Annotated in this window: 12 protein-coding genes; 7 read left to right on the top strand and 5 right to left on the bottom strand. The window is 63.3% G+C overall.

Annotated elements, in window-relative coordinates:
* Nucleotides 1–12 precede the first annotated feature (12 nt).
* On the bottom strand, nucleotides 13–402 hold the full coding sequence (locus LGH70_RS06795; RefSeq protein WP_226183951.1) for a hypothetical protein: 390 nt from the start codon (nucleotides 400–402) through the stop codon (nucleotides 13–15).
* 294 nt (nucleotides 403–696) lie between these two features.
* A complete protein-coding gene (locus tag LGH70_RS06790) occupies nucleotides 697–1,452 on the bottom strand; it encodes a ThuA domain-containing protein (protein WP_226183949.1) in 756 nt (251 codons plus the stop codon).
* 123 nt (nucleotides 1,453–1,575) lie between these two features.
* Here LGH70_RS06790 and LGH70_RS06785 point away from each other — a divergent pair, with 123 nt between their 5' ends.
* Nucleotides 1,576–2,400, top strand: a complete 825-nt coding sequence (locus tag LGH70_RS06785) for a GNAT family N-acetyltransferase (RefSeq protein ID WP_226183947.1) — start codon at nucleotides 1,576–1,578, stop codon at nucleotides 2,398–2,400.
* A gap of 110 nt (nucleotides 2,401–2,510) precedes the next feature.
* Here the strand turns inward: LGH70_RS06785 and LGH70_RS06780 are convergent, their stop codons facing one another.
* Nucleotides 2,511–2,993: a DinB family protein gene (locus LGH70_RS06780; RefSeq protein ID WP_226183945.1), complete on the bottom strand. Its 483-nt coding sequence runs from the start codon at nucleotides 2,991–2,993 to the stop codon at nucleotides 2,511–2,513.
* Between the two features lie 191 nt (nucleotides 2,994–3,184).
* Between LGH70_RS06780 and LGH70_RS06775 the strand changes: the two genes are divergently transcribed.
* The 3 genes from LGH70_RS06775 to LGH70_RS06765 all read left to right on the top strand — a co-directional run bounded on the left by LGH70_RS06775 (nucleotide 3,185) and on the right by LGH70_RS06765 (nucleotide 6,205).
* Nucleotides 3,185–3,922, top strand: a complete 738-nt coding sequence (locus LGH70_RS06775; protein WP_226183942.1) for a hypothetical protein — start codon at nucleotides 3,185–3,187, stop codon at nucleotides 3,920–3,922.
* A 365-nt stretch (nucleotides 3,923–4,287) separates the two neighbouring features.
* Nucleotides 4,288–5,571: a PQQ-dependent sugar dehydrogenase gene (locus LGH70_RS06770; RefSeq protein WP_226183941.1), complete on the top strand. Its 1,284-nt coding sequence runs from the start codon at nucleotides 4,288–4,290 to the stop codon at nucleotides 5,569–5,571.
* A 298-nt stretch (nucleotides 5,572–5,869) separates the two neighbouring features.
* Complete coding sequence (locus tag LGH70_RS06765; RefSeq protein WP_226183939.1) at nucleotides 5,870–6,205, top strand: hypothetical protein; 336 nt, start codon at nucleotides 5,870–5,872, stop codon at nucleotides 6,203–6,205.
* Nucleotides 6,206–6,522: 317 nt separating this feature from the next.
* Here the strand turns inward: LGH70_RS06765 and LGH70_RS06760 are convergent, their stop codons facing one another.
* Nucleotides 6,523–7,542 carry a hypothetical protein gene (locus LGH70_RS06760; protein WP_226183937.1) on the bottom strand — a complete coding sequence of 340 codons (1,020 nt, stop codon included), beginning with the start codon at nucleotides 7,540–7,542 and terminating at the stop codon, nucleotides 6,523–6,525.
* 446 nt (nucleotides 7,543–7,988) lie between these two features.
* Between LGH70_RS06760 and LGH70_RS06755 the strand changes: the two genes are divergently transcribed.
* The 3 genes from LGH70_RS06755 to LGH70_RS06745 all read left to right on the top strand — a co-directional run bounded on the left by LGH70_RS06755 (nucleotide 7,989) and on the right by LGH70_RS06745 (nucleotide 14,516).
* On the top strand, nucleotides 7,989–11,333 hold the full coding sequence (locus LGH70_RS06755) for an efflux RND transporter permease subunit (protein ID WP_226183935.1): 3,345 nt from the start codon (nucleotides 7,989–7,991) through the stop codon (nucleotides 11,331–11,333).
* Between the two features lie 199 nt (nucleotides 11,334–11,532).
* Complete coding sequence (locus LGH70_RS06750) at nucleotides 11,533–13,002, top strand: efflux RND transporter periplasmic adaptor subunit (protein ID WP_226183933.1); 1,470 nt, start codon at nucleotides 11,533–11,535, stop codon at nucleotides 13,000–13,002.
* A complete protein-coding gene (locus LGH70_RS06745) occupies nucleotides 12,999–14,516 on the top strand; it encodes an efflux transporter outer membrane subunit (protein ID WP_226183931.1) in 1,518 nt (505 codons plus the stop codon). The genes LGH70_RS06750 and LGH70_RS06745 overlap by 4 nt, the downstream gene beginning before the upstream one ends.
* A gap of 56 nt (nucleotides 14,517–14,572) precedes the next feature.
* Here LGH70_RS06745 and LGH70_RS06740 read toward each other — a convergent pair whose 3' ends face one another.
* Nucleotides 14,573–15,028, bottom strand: coding sequence for a DUF4174 domain-containing protein (locus LGH70_RS06740; protein ID WP_226183929.1), 456 nt, complete (start codon nucleotides 15,026–15,028; stop codon nucleotides 14,573–14,575).
* Nucleotides 15,029–15,160: the final 132 nt, after the last annotated feature.

Genomic DNA, 15,160 nt, shown 5'->3' with positions numbered 1-15,160 from the left:
GCGGAGCGCTGTTTAGCGGTAATCTTTGTCCTTGAGCTTACCCATTACGGTGCCGGTAAACGCGTGGCTGGCGTCGTAGTCGGCCAGGGTGGCGTAGAGCTTTTCGTTGTTGAAGCGGGCCAGCTTCCCGATGCCCACGCCGCCGAACAGCCCCAGCACGATGCCCCACCCCAAGGGCGTAACCTCCACCGTAGTGGTGCCCGAGCTGGTGGTTTTGGTGCCGGTCTGGGACGTAATAAAGCCGACTACGCCGGCCCCGGTAAGCAGCCACAGCACCCCGCCCGTGTGCTTGCGGTTGAACAGATGAATCACGGCCCGGGCCTCCTTGTCGTCGGCGTAGCGCTTGTTCAAATAATCCTTGTACTTCTCGCCCTTCAGCTGGTTGGGGCGGAGCAGCGGCATCTGGGCAACAGGGGTAGCGGAAGCTGCGGCGGGTGCGGTAGTTTGGGCCTGGCTGCCAAAGGCAAGTGCACCAACCAAGGAGGCGGTTAAAAAACCACGTCGTAAAAATGACATCAAATGGAAAGTTGAATAGAAAAAATACAGGCAATGACCCGCAAATGTAGGGAATCGGGTTCGGTGGAGTTGTGCTTTTTCAGGTTCTTATACCTCGGTCAGGGCCGCAGCCAGCCGTTTCCGGCGATTTTCTCCCGCCGGCCCGCGTGTTGCCAGCGGAGGGTAGGCGCGGCAGAGCGGCTACTTGCCCATAGCATACCGGATTCCGCCCAGCAGATGCTGCAGAAACAGCGGCTCCCGGTAGCTTTCGGGCGTGTGGCCCCCGGCAGTATAGAAGGCCCGGCCCCCATCGTAGGCGTGGTACCAGGCAAAAGGGTGCGTAGGGCCGTTGGTGCCGCCGGAGTAGGTCGTCTCGTCGAGGGTGGCCAGCACCGTGAGGCCGGGAGCTAGGCTCTTGAAGTTGTACCATTCGTCGGTGCGGGGCCAGGCGGCGGGCAGGTGGGCCGTGGCGGCATGACGCGCGCTGGTGCGGCGCACCGTAGCCGTTTGTACCTGCGGGTGGCTCAGGAAATACGCGCCCACCAGCCCGTTGTACCAGGGCCAGTCGTACTCGGTATCAGCGGCGGCGTGGATGCCCACGAAGCCGTTGCCGGCCCGGATATAGGCTTCGAAAGCCTGCTGCTGCGGGTCGGTCAGCACATCCTGAGTGGTGTTCAGAAATACCACGGCCCGGTAAGTGCGCAGTTGTTCGGGGGTGAAGCGGGAGTTGTCGGAAGTCGTATCCACGCGGAAGCGGTGAGCCTGCCCCAGCTGCTGCAGGGCCGCCAGCCCCGCCGGGATGGAGTTATGGTGGAAGCCCGCGGTTTTGCTGAACACCAGAATAGCGGGCGGCGCCGCGGGCTGAGGGCGGCCAAAGGAGCTGCTTAGCAAAGCAGCCGTCAGCAGGGGCAGCAGGGTTTGGCGGCAGCGGCGCGCAAGCAAGGGTAGAGCAGACACGGAGAAGAGAGAGGTGGGGAAGTATAGGAACGAAGCCGGGGCAGTAAGCTACTGGATTTTGGCAGGGAAAGAAACGCCCGGCACTTACCTTGCGGCCATACTCGCCTCTTAACCTATACCCCGATGCTGTTTGCTGATCAGGATCTGGCCCGGCGCCTGGAGCGCACCGAAGGCCAGGCCAATGCCAACTTTGTAGAAGCCCGCAGGCGGCAGTTTCCGGACAGCGGCGCGGAGTGGCTCACCGTGGCCGGCGCCTATGCCATGTTCGACGGCGCCGACTCGCCGCTGACCCAGAGCTTCGGCCTGGGCCTGTTCGGGCCGGTATATGCCCCGGACCTGGCCCGGATGGAAAGCTTCTTCACCGCACATGGCGCACCTGTTTACCACGAAGTCAGTCCGCTGGCCGAGCTGGGGCTGCTGGTGCAGCTGCCGGCCCGCGGCTACCGGCCCCTGGAGTATACCAACGTGCTCTACCGCCCCCTCAGCCCCGCCCACGCCGCCCCGGTATCTACCAGCCCTGAGCTTATCACCCGGCCGATTACCCCCGCCGAAACCATGCTCTGGGCGCAGACTTCGGCCGCCGGTTGGGCCACAGAATCGTTTGAGGCAAGCGACTTTATGCTGGCGTACGGGCAGCTCAGCGCCAGTAGCGCCGGGACGGTGCCTTTCCTGGTGGAGCTGGCCGGGCAGCCCATTGCAACGGGCGGCCTGTTTATGCACGAAGGGGTGGCCCTGCTCATAGGCGCCAGCACCGTAGCCAGTGGGCGGCGGCAGGGCGCCCAGTCGGCGCTGCTGGCGGCGCGGCTGCACCACGCGGCCCAACAGGGCTGCACGCTGGCCATGATGGGCGCGGTGCCCGGCAGCCAGTCGCAGCGCAATGCCGAGAAAAACGGCTTCCGCATAGCCTATACGCGCATTAAGTGGCAGCTCGAAAGCCCTAGTCAATAGGAGCTGAGCGGCTGCAAAGCAGAGACACACCGCGGCCTTTCTGTCGAATAGCACCAATAAGAAAGGCTACCCCAACGGGTGGCCTTTCTTATTGGTGCAAAGACCGGGCGCTATTCCCAGTTGCCGAGCAGGCGGCGCAGCAGCACTACTTGGCCCATATGGTAGCTGTTGTGGTCGGCAATGAGCATGGCTTCGCGCAGCAAATTCTGGCCCGTGCCGTGCGCAAAGGGCGTCAGCAGGTCCTGAGCGGGGTCTTGGAGCAGGGTTATAAACTCTTCCCGGTCGTGGGTGATGCGGCGGAGCGTGGCCTGAAAGGTGGCTTCATCGGCGGGCACGGCAGCATCGGGCCAGTAGCCGGCGGGCCACTCGGGCGAAACGTGGGCGGCGTCGCGGCAGAATTCGAGGATGTCCCACTGGGCAATGCGCAGGTGCTCGGTCAACTCCCAGAGGGTGTAGGGCACCTGCGGCACGCGCCGGTTCAGGTCGGCCGGTGGTATGTCGGCGCAGATTTCTTCTAAGGAAGCGTGGGCGTAGCCTTTTTCCAGCATGCCGATGAGTTCGGCTACGAGAGTAGCGCGGGTGGTAGAGTCCATAAACGACAAAAGGGTAGAGAAATAGAATAGCCAATCTACGGCCAGCAGAGGTAATCCGGATGCCGGCCGGTTGGGCTCAAAGATGCGTAGGCAAGTGCTGGGAGAAGCATAATAGTAGAAATTTGTTACTTACCTTGCTACCGCCCTATCTATTGCCTCAACGCGGTATTGTATCCATTTTTTACTTGTCAATGAAACAGACTTATCTACTTCTGATTACCGGCCTGGCGGCAGCTTCCTGCCAGAAACAGGCCGCCGTAGAGCCCGCCGAAGCCCCCGACCCGAACTGGGTGAAGCTGGAAATTGCCACTGTGTCTTCCGGTGACGCCGCCTATTCCATTGCCGGCGACCTGGACCGCACGCTGCTCGTAGCCACGAAGCAGAAAGTGTATGCCTCCACCAACAAAGGCAAAACCTGGCGGGAAAGCCACAACTTTAATGGCTCCGTGCCCGGCCTGCTGCAGCGCAACGACACGATATTCGCGCTGACAAACACCAGCACCACGCCGCAGGGCGAAACGGTGGCCACCTTCGCCGACATGTATACCGCCGACTTTGGCGTTACCTGGCACTACACCGCCGGCGTGTACCCCTACGACCAGTACCGCGCCATGAGCCGACCCATTGGGCAGGTGACTACGGCGGCCAATACCACCTACCGGATTCGGGAAAACTCCGAGCCCATGCCCAACTCCACCTCCCGGCGGAACACGGCTTCCGACCTGCTGCGCCTGGAGGGAGCGGCCCAGACGGAGCTGCCGCTGCCGGCGCGGCACTATCTCAACAACCTCTTCCTGGATGGCCGCAACCGCCTGTACGTTGCGGCGTCGGGTCTGCGCTTTGATGCCACCACCGGCGCAGTTCTTCCCCAGGAAAATGGCAAAAACCTGCCCGCTGTTATTTACGTCTCCCGCAAGCCGCTGCCTTAAGCACCTGGGCCAGGTGTTGGCTAAGGCCCGCTTCTGGGAGCGCCACCAGCCGACGCCCTCTACCGAACGGCATGGGTAGTTGCTTCCGCGCCTGCTCGACGGCTTCGAAGGTAAGTTCACTACGGCGAAGTAGGAGCGCATGGCCCGTTGTTCGCAGGACACGGCCGGGCACGACATCGCCAAGCTGGTGGCCCAGCGTGTGCTGGTGCGCGAAGAGGCCGGTGGATGCAGTTCCGGTTCTTGTTTGGCTTCAGAAGGGTAGCCGTCTGCGTAGGCGGGCGGCTTCCTGGCGAATGGCGCTGGATAACTGTCCCCGGCCAGTTGCGTATCCAAGGGTAGCTTTTTGCACCAGCCAACCTTACCCCATGATCCAACGCCGTTTACTTCGTGCCTCCGCCCTGCTGCTGCTGGGCGTCGGGGCCGCTTGCAACCGCTCCGGCCAGGAGCAACGCGCCAATGCCCAGGAGAAAGCACCGGCGCCGGCTACGGCCCAGAACGGCCGCACGCCGCTCGAAACCCGGGTGGCGAACGTGCCCGGGCAGCGTCCGACGTTCCCCGAACAAACCCGGGCCGGGAAGCTGCCCGCGTCGGCCGACTTCGAGGTGACGGTGCTGGCCAAAGGGCTGGCGCACCCCTGGGCCGTAGAGCCGCTGCCCACCGGCGAGCTGCTGATTACCGAACGGCCGGGTGCCCTGCGCATCGTGTCGGCCGCGGGCCAGCTGGGGGAACCCATCCGTGGGGTGCCCGCCGTGTACGCCAAGGGGCAGGGCGGCCTGCTCGACGTGGCGCTGAGCCCAACGTTCAGCTCGGACCGCACAATCTACTGGTCATTTTCCGAGCCCCGGGGCACTACGGGCAACGCCACCAGCGTGGCCAAAGGGGTGCTTTCTGCCGACCAGCGAAGCCTGAGTCAGGTACGGGTCATTTTCCGGGCCCTGCCGGCTTATGACGGCGATAAGCACTATGGTTCCCGCCTCGCATTTGGTCCCGATGGCCTGCTCTACGTCAGCCTGGGGGAGCGCTCGGACCTGGAAATCCGGCCCCAGGCCCAGCAAATGGGCAGCCATATGGGTAAAACGCTGCGCATCACCGCCGACGGCCAGCCGGCCCCAGGTAATCCCTTTATTAAGCAAGCCGGCGCCCTGCCCGAAATCTGGACGGTGGGCCAGCGCAATGTGCAGTCGCTGGCGTTCGACGCGCAGGGGCAGCTCTGGTCCGTGGACATGGGCCCGCAGGGCGGCGACGAGCTGAACCGGCTTGAGGGAGGCAAAAACTTCGGGTGGCCGCTGGTGACCTTTGGCGAGGAGTACTCGGGCGAGCCCGTCCCTGACGCCGTGACAACCAAGCCCGGCTACGTGGACCCAGTCTATTACTGGGACCCGGTTATTGCGCCATCGGGGGCCCAGTTTTACACCGGCGACGCGTTTCCGGCCTGGCGCGGCAACCTGTTTGTGGGCGCGCTCAAGGATAAGGAGCTGGTGCGGCTACAAGTCGAACAGGGACGCGTAACGGGAGAAGAGCGCCTGCTCTCCGAACGTAAGCAGCGCATCCGCGACGTGCGCCAGGGCCCAGATGGAGCCCTGTACGTTGTCACAGACGAGGACAGCGGCGAATTATGGAAGATTGCGCCCCGGAAGAGTCGCCCATAATACCGCCACCTGCCAGGAAACAGTGGCCCGGGAGAAGTAGACACTTCTCCCGGGCCACTGTTTTTCGTTTACGGACAGGCCCGAGAAGTGCCGGCGAGGGGTCTTGTTGTCAGATTACGTTATTTCCAGCTCTCGCCGCAGCATCGGGTTGGCGCTTCCGGGGCCCTTGCCCCACTGCTGGAATGCGTTGCATGCCCTACCTGGTATGCGCGTAGTCCTACGCACAAATCATCTACCTTTCTTCGGCGAGCGTTGTCGCTCCTCTCTACACCACCACTTCATCCTGGCAAGCCAGACTATGGACAGAAACATCTACAACCAATCCCAACAGCCCTGGACGTTCACCGTGACCTACGATGAGGGCGGCAACAGCGGCAACGTGTATTTCTCGGGAGCGGGCACCGGAACAGCCGAAAATGGCCCCTGGGTCGTACCCGCCAACGCGGATACACAAACCCAATTCACTACTACCGATGGCAAATCGGACGGTACTTTCCTTATCGCCGACCACACGGGTCAAACGCGTCAGTTCGACTTTAGTGGGGGTTCGATTGCCCACAATGGTGATACTGGCCCGGTGTCTTTGAATACCCCGGCCGACTGCGACATGACCATTACGGCCGATCAGTGGTAGAGCGAATACTTGCCTGCGCAGGCAAGTAGCGCTTCGCCCATTCTGCCTCTGCTGACGTGGCTACAGCACCAAAAAGCCCCGGCCTGGGTAGGTAGGGGCTTTTTTGCTGCATGAAAATACTTGCTTCAAGCTGAACCTGATTACAGAGGCTTAGCTGGGCGAAGAAATCCTCTTGTCGTATAGCCTAGTGCTGGTGATACCGCTCTAGTGGGAGAGTATGTGCGCGAAGAACTACCGGAAAAAGCAGAGCATTGGTTGCTACTACATACCATACAAGATCTGCGAACGGAGTTAACGGCCAAGGGCTGCCCGCTGGCTTACAACGGCCACTGCTGGCGCAGCTGCTGGTAGCCGGCATGGCCATCGAGCCCGGCAATGGACTCAAACATGCTCAGAAATGTGCGGACCAGCTCTGGGTCGGCTGTGTGCATGGCCCGGGCCTCGGAAAGGCGGTTGAGATTGTACTGACCCACAAAGATGACCAGGGCCCGGAAAGGCTCCGGCGCGTCCACATCCACGCGCAGAAAAAGCTGCAGCGGCAGCACCGACAGAGGCAATAGTGGGCCTATCCCCGCGGCTTTTTGCGCCGCATGCTCCGAAAACAGCTCAAAGGTGTCCTGCACTTGGCGCAGTGTGGCCCCGTGGAGGCGGCGGTGCTTGTCCCAGTCTGGCTCGGGCAGGGGCTCGCCGGGCCGCAGGTGCTGCCACACGGGCTGGGCAAAATGGGTAAACAGGCTATTGGCTTCCCCAGCCGGGGGAAAGCAGCCGGGCTGGTCTTCGGCCGCCAGGGATGCCAGGTAAAACTCGCGCGCGTCGCGCACCCGATCCAGCAGCAGCTCGTGGATGCGGTCGGTGAGGGCGTGCAGGTCGCGGTGGGGCTGTTGGGGCTGGCAGCCCAGGAACAACTTGCCAATGGCAGCCGTGTCCGTCATAATAGCCATGTACTCGCTGCCGGCCGCTTTTTCCAGGAACTCGGCCACCTCGGCCAGCACCGGCTGGTAGCCCTTGTGCAGCTCGCGCGTGGCGTCGCTGATCGTGGTGACAGCCAGCCGGATTTGCTGATCAATCAGATGGTTGGACTGGGCCAGGGCCTGGGTTTCGCGGGTTACCTGCTGCATCTGGGCCAGGGCCTGATCGGCATTGCGCGAGGCCTCGTGGGCCGCTTTCCAGCTCTGAAACGCCGTGAACAGGCCCAGGAAGGAGGCCACGCTGCCAATAACGGAGTAGTGCGCGTCAAAGGCATGGTCGACGAAGAGCGCGGCGGCAATAAGGGCAATAAAGAGCAGCAGGTAGAACAGGCCGCTACGGTCGGGGTCGAGAAGAAAACGGCGAAGCATAACCGGTATACGCACTCGACAGTGCTGGGTCGACAAACCGGGCTATTGTGCCGTGCTCTGGAAGCACAACCGCTAGCATGCAAGAGGTCGTGTGCGATTGTAAAACAAGCGTATCGGCCAAGGTAGGTGGAGTACTCCGCTAAAGAATGGCCATGCGCGTAAGGCAGCAAGCAGTAGAGCCCGCGGCAGCGGAACAGTTGCCGGACAGCACTGCTGCACTGGCATGGAGTCGCATCGTGGCGTTGCTGCGCGACCACCGCCACGCCTGAATATGTGACGCCATTGCTTGCAGCCAGCCATGATTTTATCGGGGTGATTGTAAACAAGCAGGTATAAATCTGGATTTAAGAGTTATGCCCACCCATAGAAGGCGTTCGGCGTAAACCCGCCGCTCCCCGTAAGAACTTGGAACACTAGCGTTACTACCTACCGCCGCCGAAGAGAATATGTGGATAGTCCGAATTGCCCTTGCGCGTCCGTATACTTTTATCGTAATGGCCCTGCTCATTCTGGCGGCGGGCGTGGCCACCATCCTGCGCATGGCCGTGGACATCTTCCCCGAGGTCAATATTCCGGTGGTGGGCGTGGTGTGGCGCTACGAGGGCATGAGCGCCGAGGAGATGAACAAGCGTGTGCTCAACGTCAACCAGCGCATCTATACCACCACGGTCAACAACATCGAGCACCTGGAGTCACGCTCCATCAAGGGCGTGGGCCTGATCAAGGTATTTTTCCAGCCCGGCACCGACCCCGAGGCTGGCGTGGCCCAGCTCACAGCCGTCACGGCCACCATCCTGCGCGGCCTGCCCCAGGGTATCGGCGCCCCGCTGATCATCCGGTATTCGGCCTCCAACGTGCCCATTGCCCAGGCCAGCCTCAGTTCGGAGTCCTTGGGTGAGTCGGACCTCTACGACGCGAGCAGCTCTTTTATCCGGCCCGGACTGGCCGTCGTGAAGGGCGCTTCCCTGCTGGTGCCCAACGGCGGCCGGCGCAAGCAGATCATGGTGGACCTCAACCCCAACGCGCTGGCCGGCAAGGGCTTGTCGGGCAACGACGTGGTCAATACCCTGATTAACCAAAACGTGATTCTACCCGCCGGCGTGGCAAAAATCGGGGACCGGGAGTATGATGTGCGCCTCAACAGCAGCCCCGAAATGATCGGCACGCTCAACGATTTACCCATCAAAACCGTGAACGGGGTGCCGGTCTACATTCGCGACGTGGCCTTCGTGCACGAGGGCTCGGCCGTGCAAAACAACATCGTGCGGCAGGACGGCAAGCGCACGGCCGTCATTCCCATCCTGAAAAGCGGCCTGGCCAGCACCCTGGATGTGATTGAGGGCATCAAGGAGGAACTGCCCCGCGTTATCGGCACGGCCCCACCGGGCCTGGATGTGAAGCTGCTCTTCGACCAGTCGTTTTTCGTGCGCTCCGCCATTTCCGGGGTGATTATCGAAGGCGTAACGGCGGCCGTGCTGACTGGGCTGATGATCCTGCTGTTTCTGGGCTCCTGGCGCTCCACGGGCATGATTACGGTGTCTATTCCGCTGGCCGCGCTGCTGACCATCATCATTCTGCACCTCTGCGGGCAGACGCTCAACATCATGACCCTGAGCGGGCTGGCCATGAGCATCGGCAACCTGGTGGACGACGCAACGGTGGAAGTGGAGAACCTGCACCGCAATATGGCCATGGGTAAGGGCGTCAAAAAATCCATTCTCGACAGCGCCAGCGAAGTGGCCCTGCCCGCGCTGGTCTCTACCATGGGCTTGGCTATCGTGTTTGTGCCGGTGTTCTTTCTGCAGGGCGTGGCCGCCGATATTTTTACCCCACTGGCCCTGACGGTTATCATCGTGCTGTTCGTGTCCTACTTTCTCTCGCGCACGCTGCTGCCGACGATGGCTATGCAGTTTATGCGCAAGGAGCTGCCCATCTTCCACCGGCAGGGCCCCGAGCGGGTGCCCAGCGAGGAAATCCGGGACGGGCAGCCGGTGAGCGAAGCCGAAAAAGGCTTGCAGCAGCTGCGGGCCGCCGAGCTGGATAAGGAAGCTTCCCGGGCCACACCGGCTGAGGAAGCCGAGGAAGCGCCTTTGAGCGAAGAAGAGAAAAAAGCGGCCGAGGACATCGAGAAAGGCTGGATCTGGCGCATCCACGTGGCTTTCGAGAAGCGCTTCAACCGCCTGCGCGACGCCTACGGCGATACGCTGCGCTGGTCGCTGGCCCACCGCAAGCTGGTGGTGAGCTGCTTTGCCGGGCTGTTTGTGGTATCGGGCTGCCTGTATCCGTTTATCGGCCAGGACTTTTTCCCCAAGGTCGATGCGGGCCAGATTCGCCTGCACGTGCGCACGGCCACCGGCACCCGGCTGGAGGAAACCGAGCGGCGCTTCCGGCAGGTGGAGCAGCTCATCCGGCAGGTGGTGCCGGCCGAGGAGCTGGATTTGGTCTTGTCCAACATCGGCCTGCCCAACATTCCCATCAACCTGCTGCTGAGCGACAACCCCGTTATCGGCCCCGGCGACGGTGAAATCCTGGTCGCCCTCAAGGAAGAGCACGGCCCCAGCCAGGAGTACATCACCGAAATCCGCCGCCGCATCAAGCAGGAGTATCCCGACCTAGAAATCTTCTTCCAGCCCGCCGACATCGTCAACCAGACTCTGAACTTTGGCCTGCCGGCCCCCATCGACGTGCAGATCAGTGGCCGCTCGGTGGAGGACAACGAAAAGCTGGCCCGCCGCCTGCAGGCCAAGATTGCGGCCGTGCCGGGCGTGGTCGACGCCTTCGTGTTTCAGACCAAAACCCCGCAGCTGCGCCTGGACGTGGACCGGGTGCGGGCCCAGCAGGCCGGCCTTTCCCAGACCGACGTGGCCGACAACGTGCTGGTCAACCTAAGTTCCAGCACCCAGACCGACCCCAACCAGTGGCTCAACCCCGAGTCGGGCGTGAACTACACCGTGGCCGTGCAAACCCCGCCCAAACAGCTCTCGACGCTCGACGCGGTGCGGAACATTGGCATTACCGGCCCCACCCAGGAGCAGGCCCAGCTGCTGGGCAACTTCACCACCACCCGCCGGGAGCAGGCCACGGCCGTAGTCAGCGACTACGACATTCAGCGCGTGCTCGACATCTACGCCAGCGTGGAAGGCCGCGACCTGGGCGGGGTAAGTAGCGACATCCGCGACATTGTCAAGTCCCTGGAGCAGAACTTACCCGAGGGCAGCGAAATTGAGATTCGGGGGCAGGTAGAAAGCATGCGCACCTCGTTTCTGGGGCTGGGTCTGGGGCTGGTGGGCGCCATCGTGCTGCTCTACCTGCTGATGGTCGTCAACTTCCAAAGCTGGCTGACGCCCTTTATTATCATCATGGCTTTGCCCGGGGCCTTATCCGGCATGCTCTGGATGCTGTTCGTGACCCAGACCACGTTTAGCGTGCCGTCGCTGATGGGGGCCATCATGTGCATCGGTATTGCCACGGCCAACAGCATTCTGGTCGTAAGCTTCGCCAACGAGCGGCTGGAGGCCGACCCCGACCTGAGCCCGCTGGATGCGGCTCTGGACGCCGGCTTCACCCGCCTGCGGCCCGTGCTGATGACGGCCCTGGCCGCCATTATCGGCCTGCTGCCCATGTCGCTGGCCCTGGGCGAAGGCGGGGAGCAGAACGCCCCGCTGGCCCGCGCCGTGATTGGCGGACTGCTGCTGGCCACCTTCACCACCCTGCTGCTGGTGCCCGTTATGTATAGTCTGCTCAAGAAAAAAGCCCCCGCGAAGCACTCTGCCGCGCGGGTGGCCGCCTGATCCTACCTCCATTACTGACGCTCATCCATCGTGCTGTTTTCCTATGCCTGACTTGCCTCCTGATAAGACTGATAAACCTGTTGCCACCGAGCCGGAAGAGAATGACGCTGCTGGGCCAAAGGGGGCCGTCGGCCGTGATGCGCCAGCCGAAAATCGGCCGGCGGAAGAGAAAGACCCGCCCAAAAAGCCGGCTGACGATGTGAACCACAATCAGCCCGAGCAGGCCATCAGGGACCACATGCGCTTTGGGGAGCACGATGACAAGCCGGCCGGGGAAGAGGATGCGCCTGCCCAGGATGCGCCGGCAAAAAAGGCCGCGTCGGAGGCCCCAGACGAGCCAGAAGCTCCCGAAAAGGCTGCGGAACAGGCAGGAGCGCCCCAAGAGGACGGGGCCAAAAAGCCGCGGAGCAAACGGCGCTTACGGCTGATTCTGCTCGGTATCGGGGGCTTCTTCGTGGTGCTGCTGCTGGTCGGCATCATCCCGCGTATTCAGAAAGCGCGGGCTCGGAAAAAGGCGGCCGGGGCCGTACTCATTGCCAAGCCCGTGGTGCAGGTGCTGCCCGCCCGGAAAGGGCCCGATACCACCCGCGTGGAGCTGCCGGCCAACACCCGCTCGAACCGGGAAACCTTCCTCTTTGCCCGCACCGACGGCTACGTAGAAGCCTGGTACACCGACATCGGCGCCCGGGTGAATAAGGGTCAGCTACTGGCCTTGATTGCCACGCCCGAGCTGGACCAGCGCGTAACGGAAGCCCGTGCCAACCAGGAACTGGCCCGCAGCAGCTACAACCGCCTGCGCAGCATTGAGCTGCCCGGCGCCATTTCCCGGCAGGAGCTGGACCAGGGCCGGGCCCAATACGAAGCCCAGCGGGCCATTCTCAACCAGCTGCTGGCCCAACGCAGCTTCCGGCGCGTCACGGCCCCGTTCAGCGGCATCGTTACCGAGCGGGCCGTGGAGGTAGGGGCGCTGGTCTCGACCAGCAACGCCGAGGGTAGCCAGCTCTTCAAGCTGGAGCAAACCGACACGCTGCGCGCCTTTGTTAACGTGCCGCAGAACTTTGTGCCCAGCATCAGGCCCGGTCTGACGGCCGAGTTTATCGTCCCGGAGTTTCCGGACCGGCCTTTTCCCGGCCGCGTTTCCCGCAGCTCCGGGGCTCTGGCCGCCGACACCCGCACGCTGCTGACGGAGGTCAAAATACCCAACCCCAGGGATGAGCTCAAGCCCGGGATTTTCGCCCTGGTCCGGTTTCAGCTGCCGCAAACGGCACCCAGCGTCATTATCTCCGCCAACGCCCTGGTACCGAGCGGGCTGGAGTCCAAGGTGGTGGTGGTGCGCAATAAGAAGGTGTATTTCCAGACCATCGAGCCAGGCCGGGATTTTGGCGACCAGGTGGAAGTGACCAAAGGTCTGAAAGGAGGGGAGCTGCTGGTTATCAACCCGAGCGAAGCCCTGCGCGACGGCCTGGCCGTGGAAGTACGGCAGGCCAAGTCGGGTAAGGACGAGAAAAAAGGCAAGGGCAAAGATCAACCCAAAGGCCCCGAGCCACTCTACGACCCGGACCGGCCCCGGGTGTCCCTGCCCGTCGACAAAGCCCGTAAGCCGGCCGGGGCTGAGGCCAAGCCCGCGGAGTCGGCAGAAGAGGCCCAAAAACCAGCGGCGAAACCATGAAGCAACGGTCTTACTTCTCTGGGCGCTGCATTCAGAAACGGAATCTGAATGCGGGTAGCTGGGTGCTGCTACTCCTGGGTTCCCTTACGGGGCTGTTGCTGGGCTGTGCCCGCGGCCCCGGCTATCAGCGGCCCGGAGTAGCCGTGCCGGCAGCCTGGAAAAACGCCCCGGCCCCGGCGGCGGGTCCGGTTGTGCAGCCGCTCACGCCCACGGTGGCCCCGGTAGCCGAGCAGCTGCCGAGCCTGCCGGCCTGGTGGGAGGTATTTGCGGACCCGGAGCTAAACAAGCTGGAGCAGCAGGCCCTGGCGGCCAGCCCGACCTTGCGGGCGGCGGCCGCCCGGGTAGAGGAAGCCCGGGCCAACGTGCGCCTTGCCACTTCGTATCGGCTGCCCGACATTACGCTCGATCCGCAGGCCTACCGCACCCGCCTTTCCGGGCTGCGGCCGATTCCCTTTGCCCTCGGCGACGGGGCTACCAACCGGCGGGGCGTAGTGCAAACCCAGTATTATGTGCCGCTGAACGTGAGCTATGAGGCCGACGTATGGGGCCGGCTGCGCGGGGAGGTACGGGCCGCCCGGGCTGACGCCCAGGCGCAGGAGGCCGACCTGCGCGTCGTGCAGCTCACCCTCACCACCGACGCGGCCACGTATTACTTCGGCCTGCGGGCCCTCGATGCCGACGCGGCCGTGCTCGATACGACGCGCCTAGACCGCCAGCAAAGCCTGCTCTTAACCCAGGCCCGCTTCAAGGCCGGCGTCGATAATGAGATTGCCGTGCGCCGGGCCGAAAGTGAGCTGGCCCTGGTGGAGGCGGCCCTGCTGGACGTGCAGCGCCAGCGTGCCGGGCTGGAGAATGCCCTGGCCACGGTGGTCGGGCAGCCAGCCAGTGCCTTTGCCCTGGCGCCCCGGCCCGGGGTGGTTGCCGTGCCGGTCGTTCCCCAGTCCCTGCCTGCTACGCTGCTCAGCCGCCGCCCCGATCTGCTCCGGGCAGAGCGGGAGCTGGCCGCGGCCCAGGCCCGCGGGGATGTGGCCCGGCTTGCCCGCCTGCCAACCGTCTCCTTTAACGGCTCTATTGGCCCGCAGAGTGCCGAGCTGGCCGATTTGCCCAAAGTAAGCGCCAACTACACTTATTATGTGGGCGGCATGGTGTCTATTCCCATCTTCAACGGCGGGCGCAACCGGGCTACCGAACAGGTAGCCGCCGCCCGCTACCAGGCCCTGGCAGCCGAGTACCAGCAGCGGGCCCTGGTCGCCATGCAGGAAGTGGAGACGGCGCTGGCCGATATCCGCTTCAGCCAGCAGCAGCTCTCGGCCCAGGAGCGGGCACAGCGTGCCTCCCGCCTGGCAGTGCGCCTCACTCAGGAGCGGTACCGCACGGGCCTGACCACCTACTTTGAAGTCGTGGATGCCAACCAGACCAGCCTGAACGCGGCCCGGCTCGTGGCCCAGAACCGGGGGGAGCAGCTGCGCTACTTGGTGCAGCTGGTGCGGGCGCTGGGAGGAAGCTGGCAGTAACAGGGAAAGTCCCGGACCGCAGATGGCGAGAAGCCTGCTAAGTACTTCGGAGCGCTTTATCGCGGCTTACTGCCCTGCATTTCCCGCTGGCGCATGGGCATGGCGTCGATTGTCGCAAACAGCGAGGAAGGTGCAACGGGCTCGGTTTCGCGACGCTTGACGCCGCCGTCTTTGCCCAGCAGCAGCACGGTAAATCCGGTGGTGGAAACCCGGAGCGTTTGGGTCAGGTACTCTCGGTCGGCGGCCGAGAGGGTGGCAGGCACTATTTCGCGCACCAGCAGCTCCCGCGCTTCCAGGCCGGCGCGGTCGGCGGCCAGCAGTTGCCGTTGGCGCAGCAAAGCGGGGCTGTCGGCGGTGGGCGCACAAAGCAGCAGCACCCGCTTCTGCCAGCGGCTGGCTTTGAGCAAGGCCGCCAGTGAGCGTTGGTCAGGAAGGGACTGCGCGCGGACTACAGCAGACAAGGTAAAGAGGCTACAGAGTATGAGCAGCCCACGCAGGGTAGAACGAGTCATGATCGGACGGGAAAGCAGACGAGCCTATAACGCAACGTGGCGTTGAGAAGATCCCATCGGGCGCTTGCCGTACCTGCTGAGGCCAACGCGGCGAAATCGAATGAAGCCGGCAGCCACGGGCGTAGCATGCTT

Source organism: Hymenobacter nitidus, assembly GCF_020447315.1.
Classification (GTDB): Bacteria; Bacteroidota; Bacteroidia; order Cytophagales; family Hymenobacteraceae; genus Hymenobacter; species Hymenobacter nitidus.
This window is presented reverse-complemented; position numbering and strand designations above follow the sequence as displayed.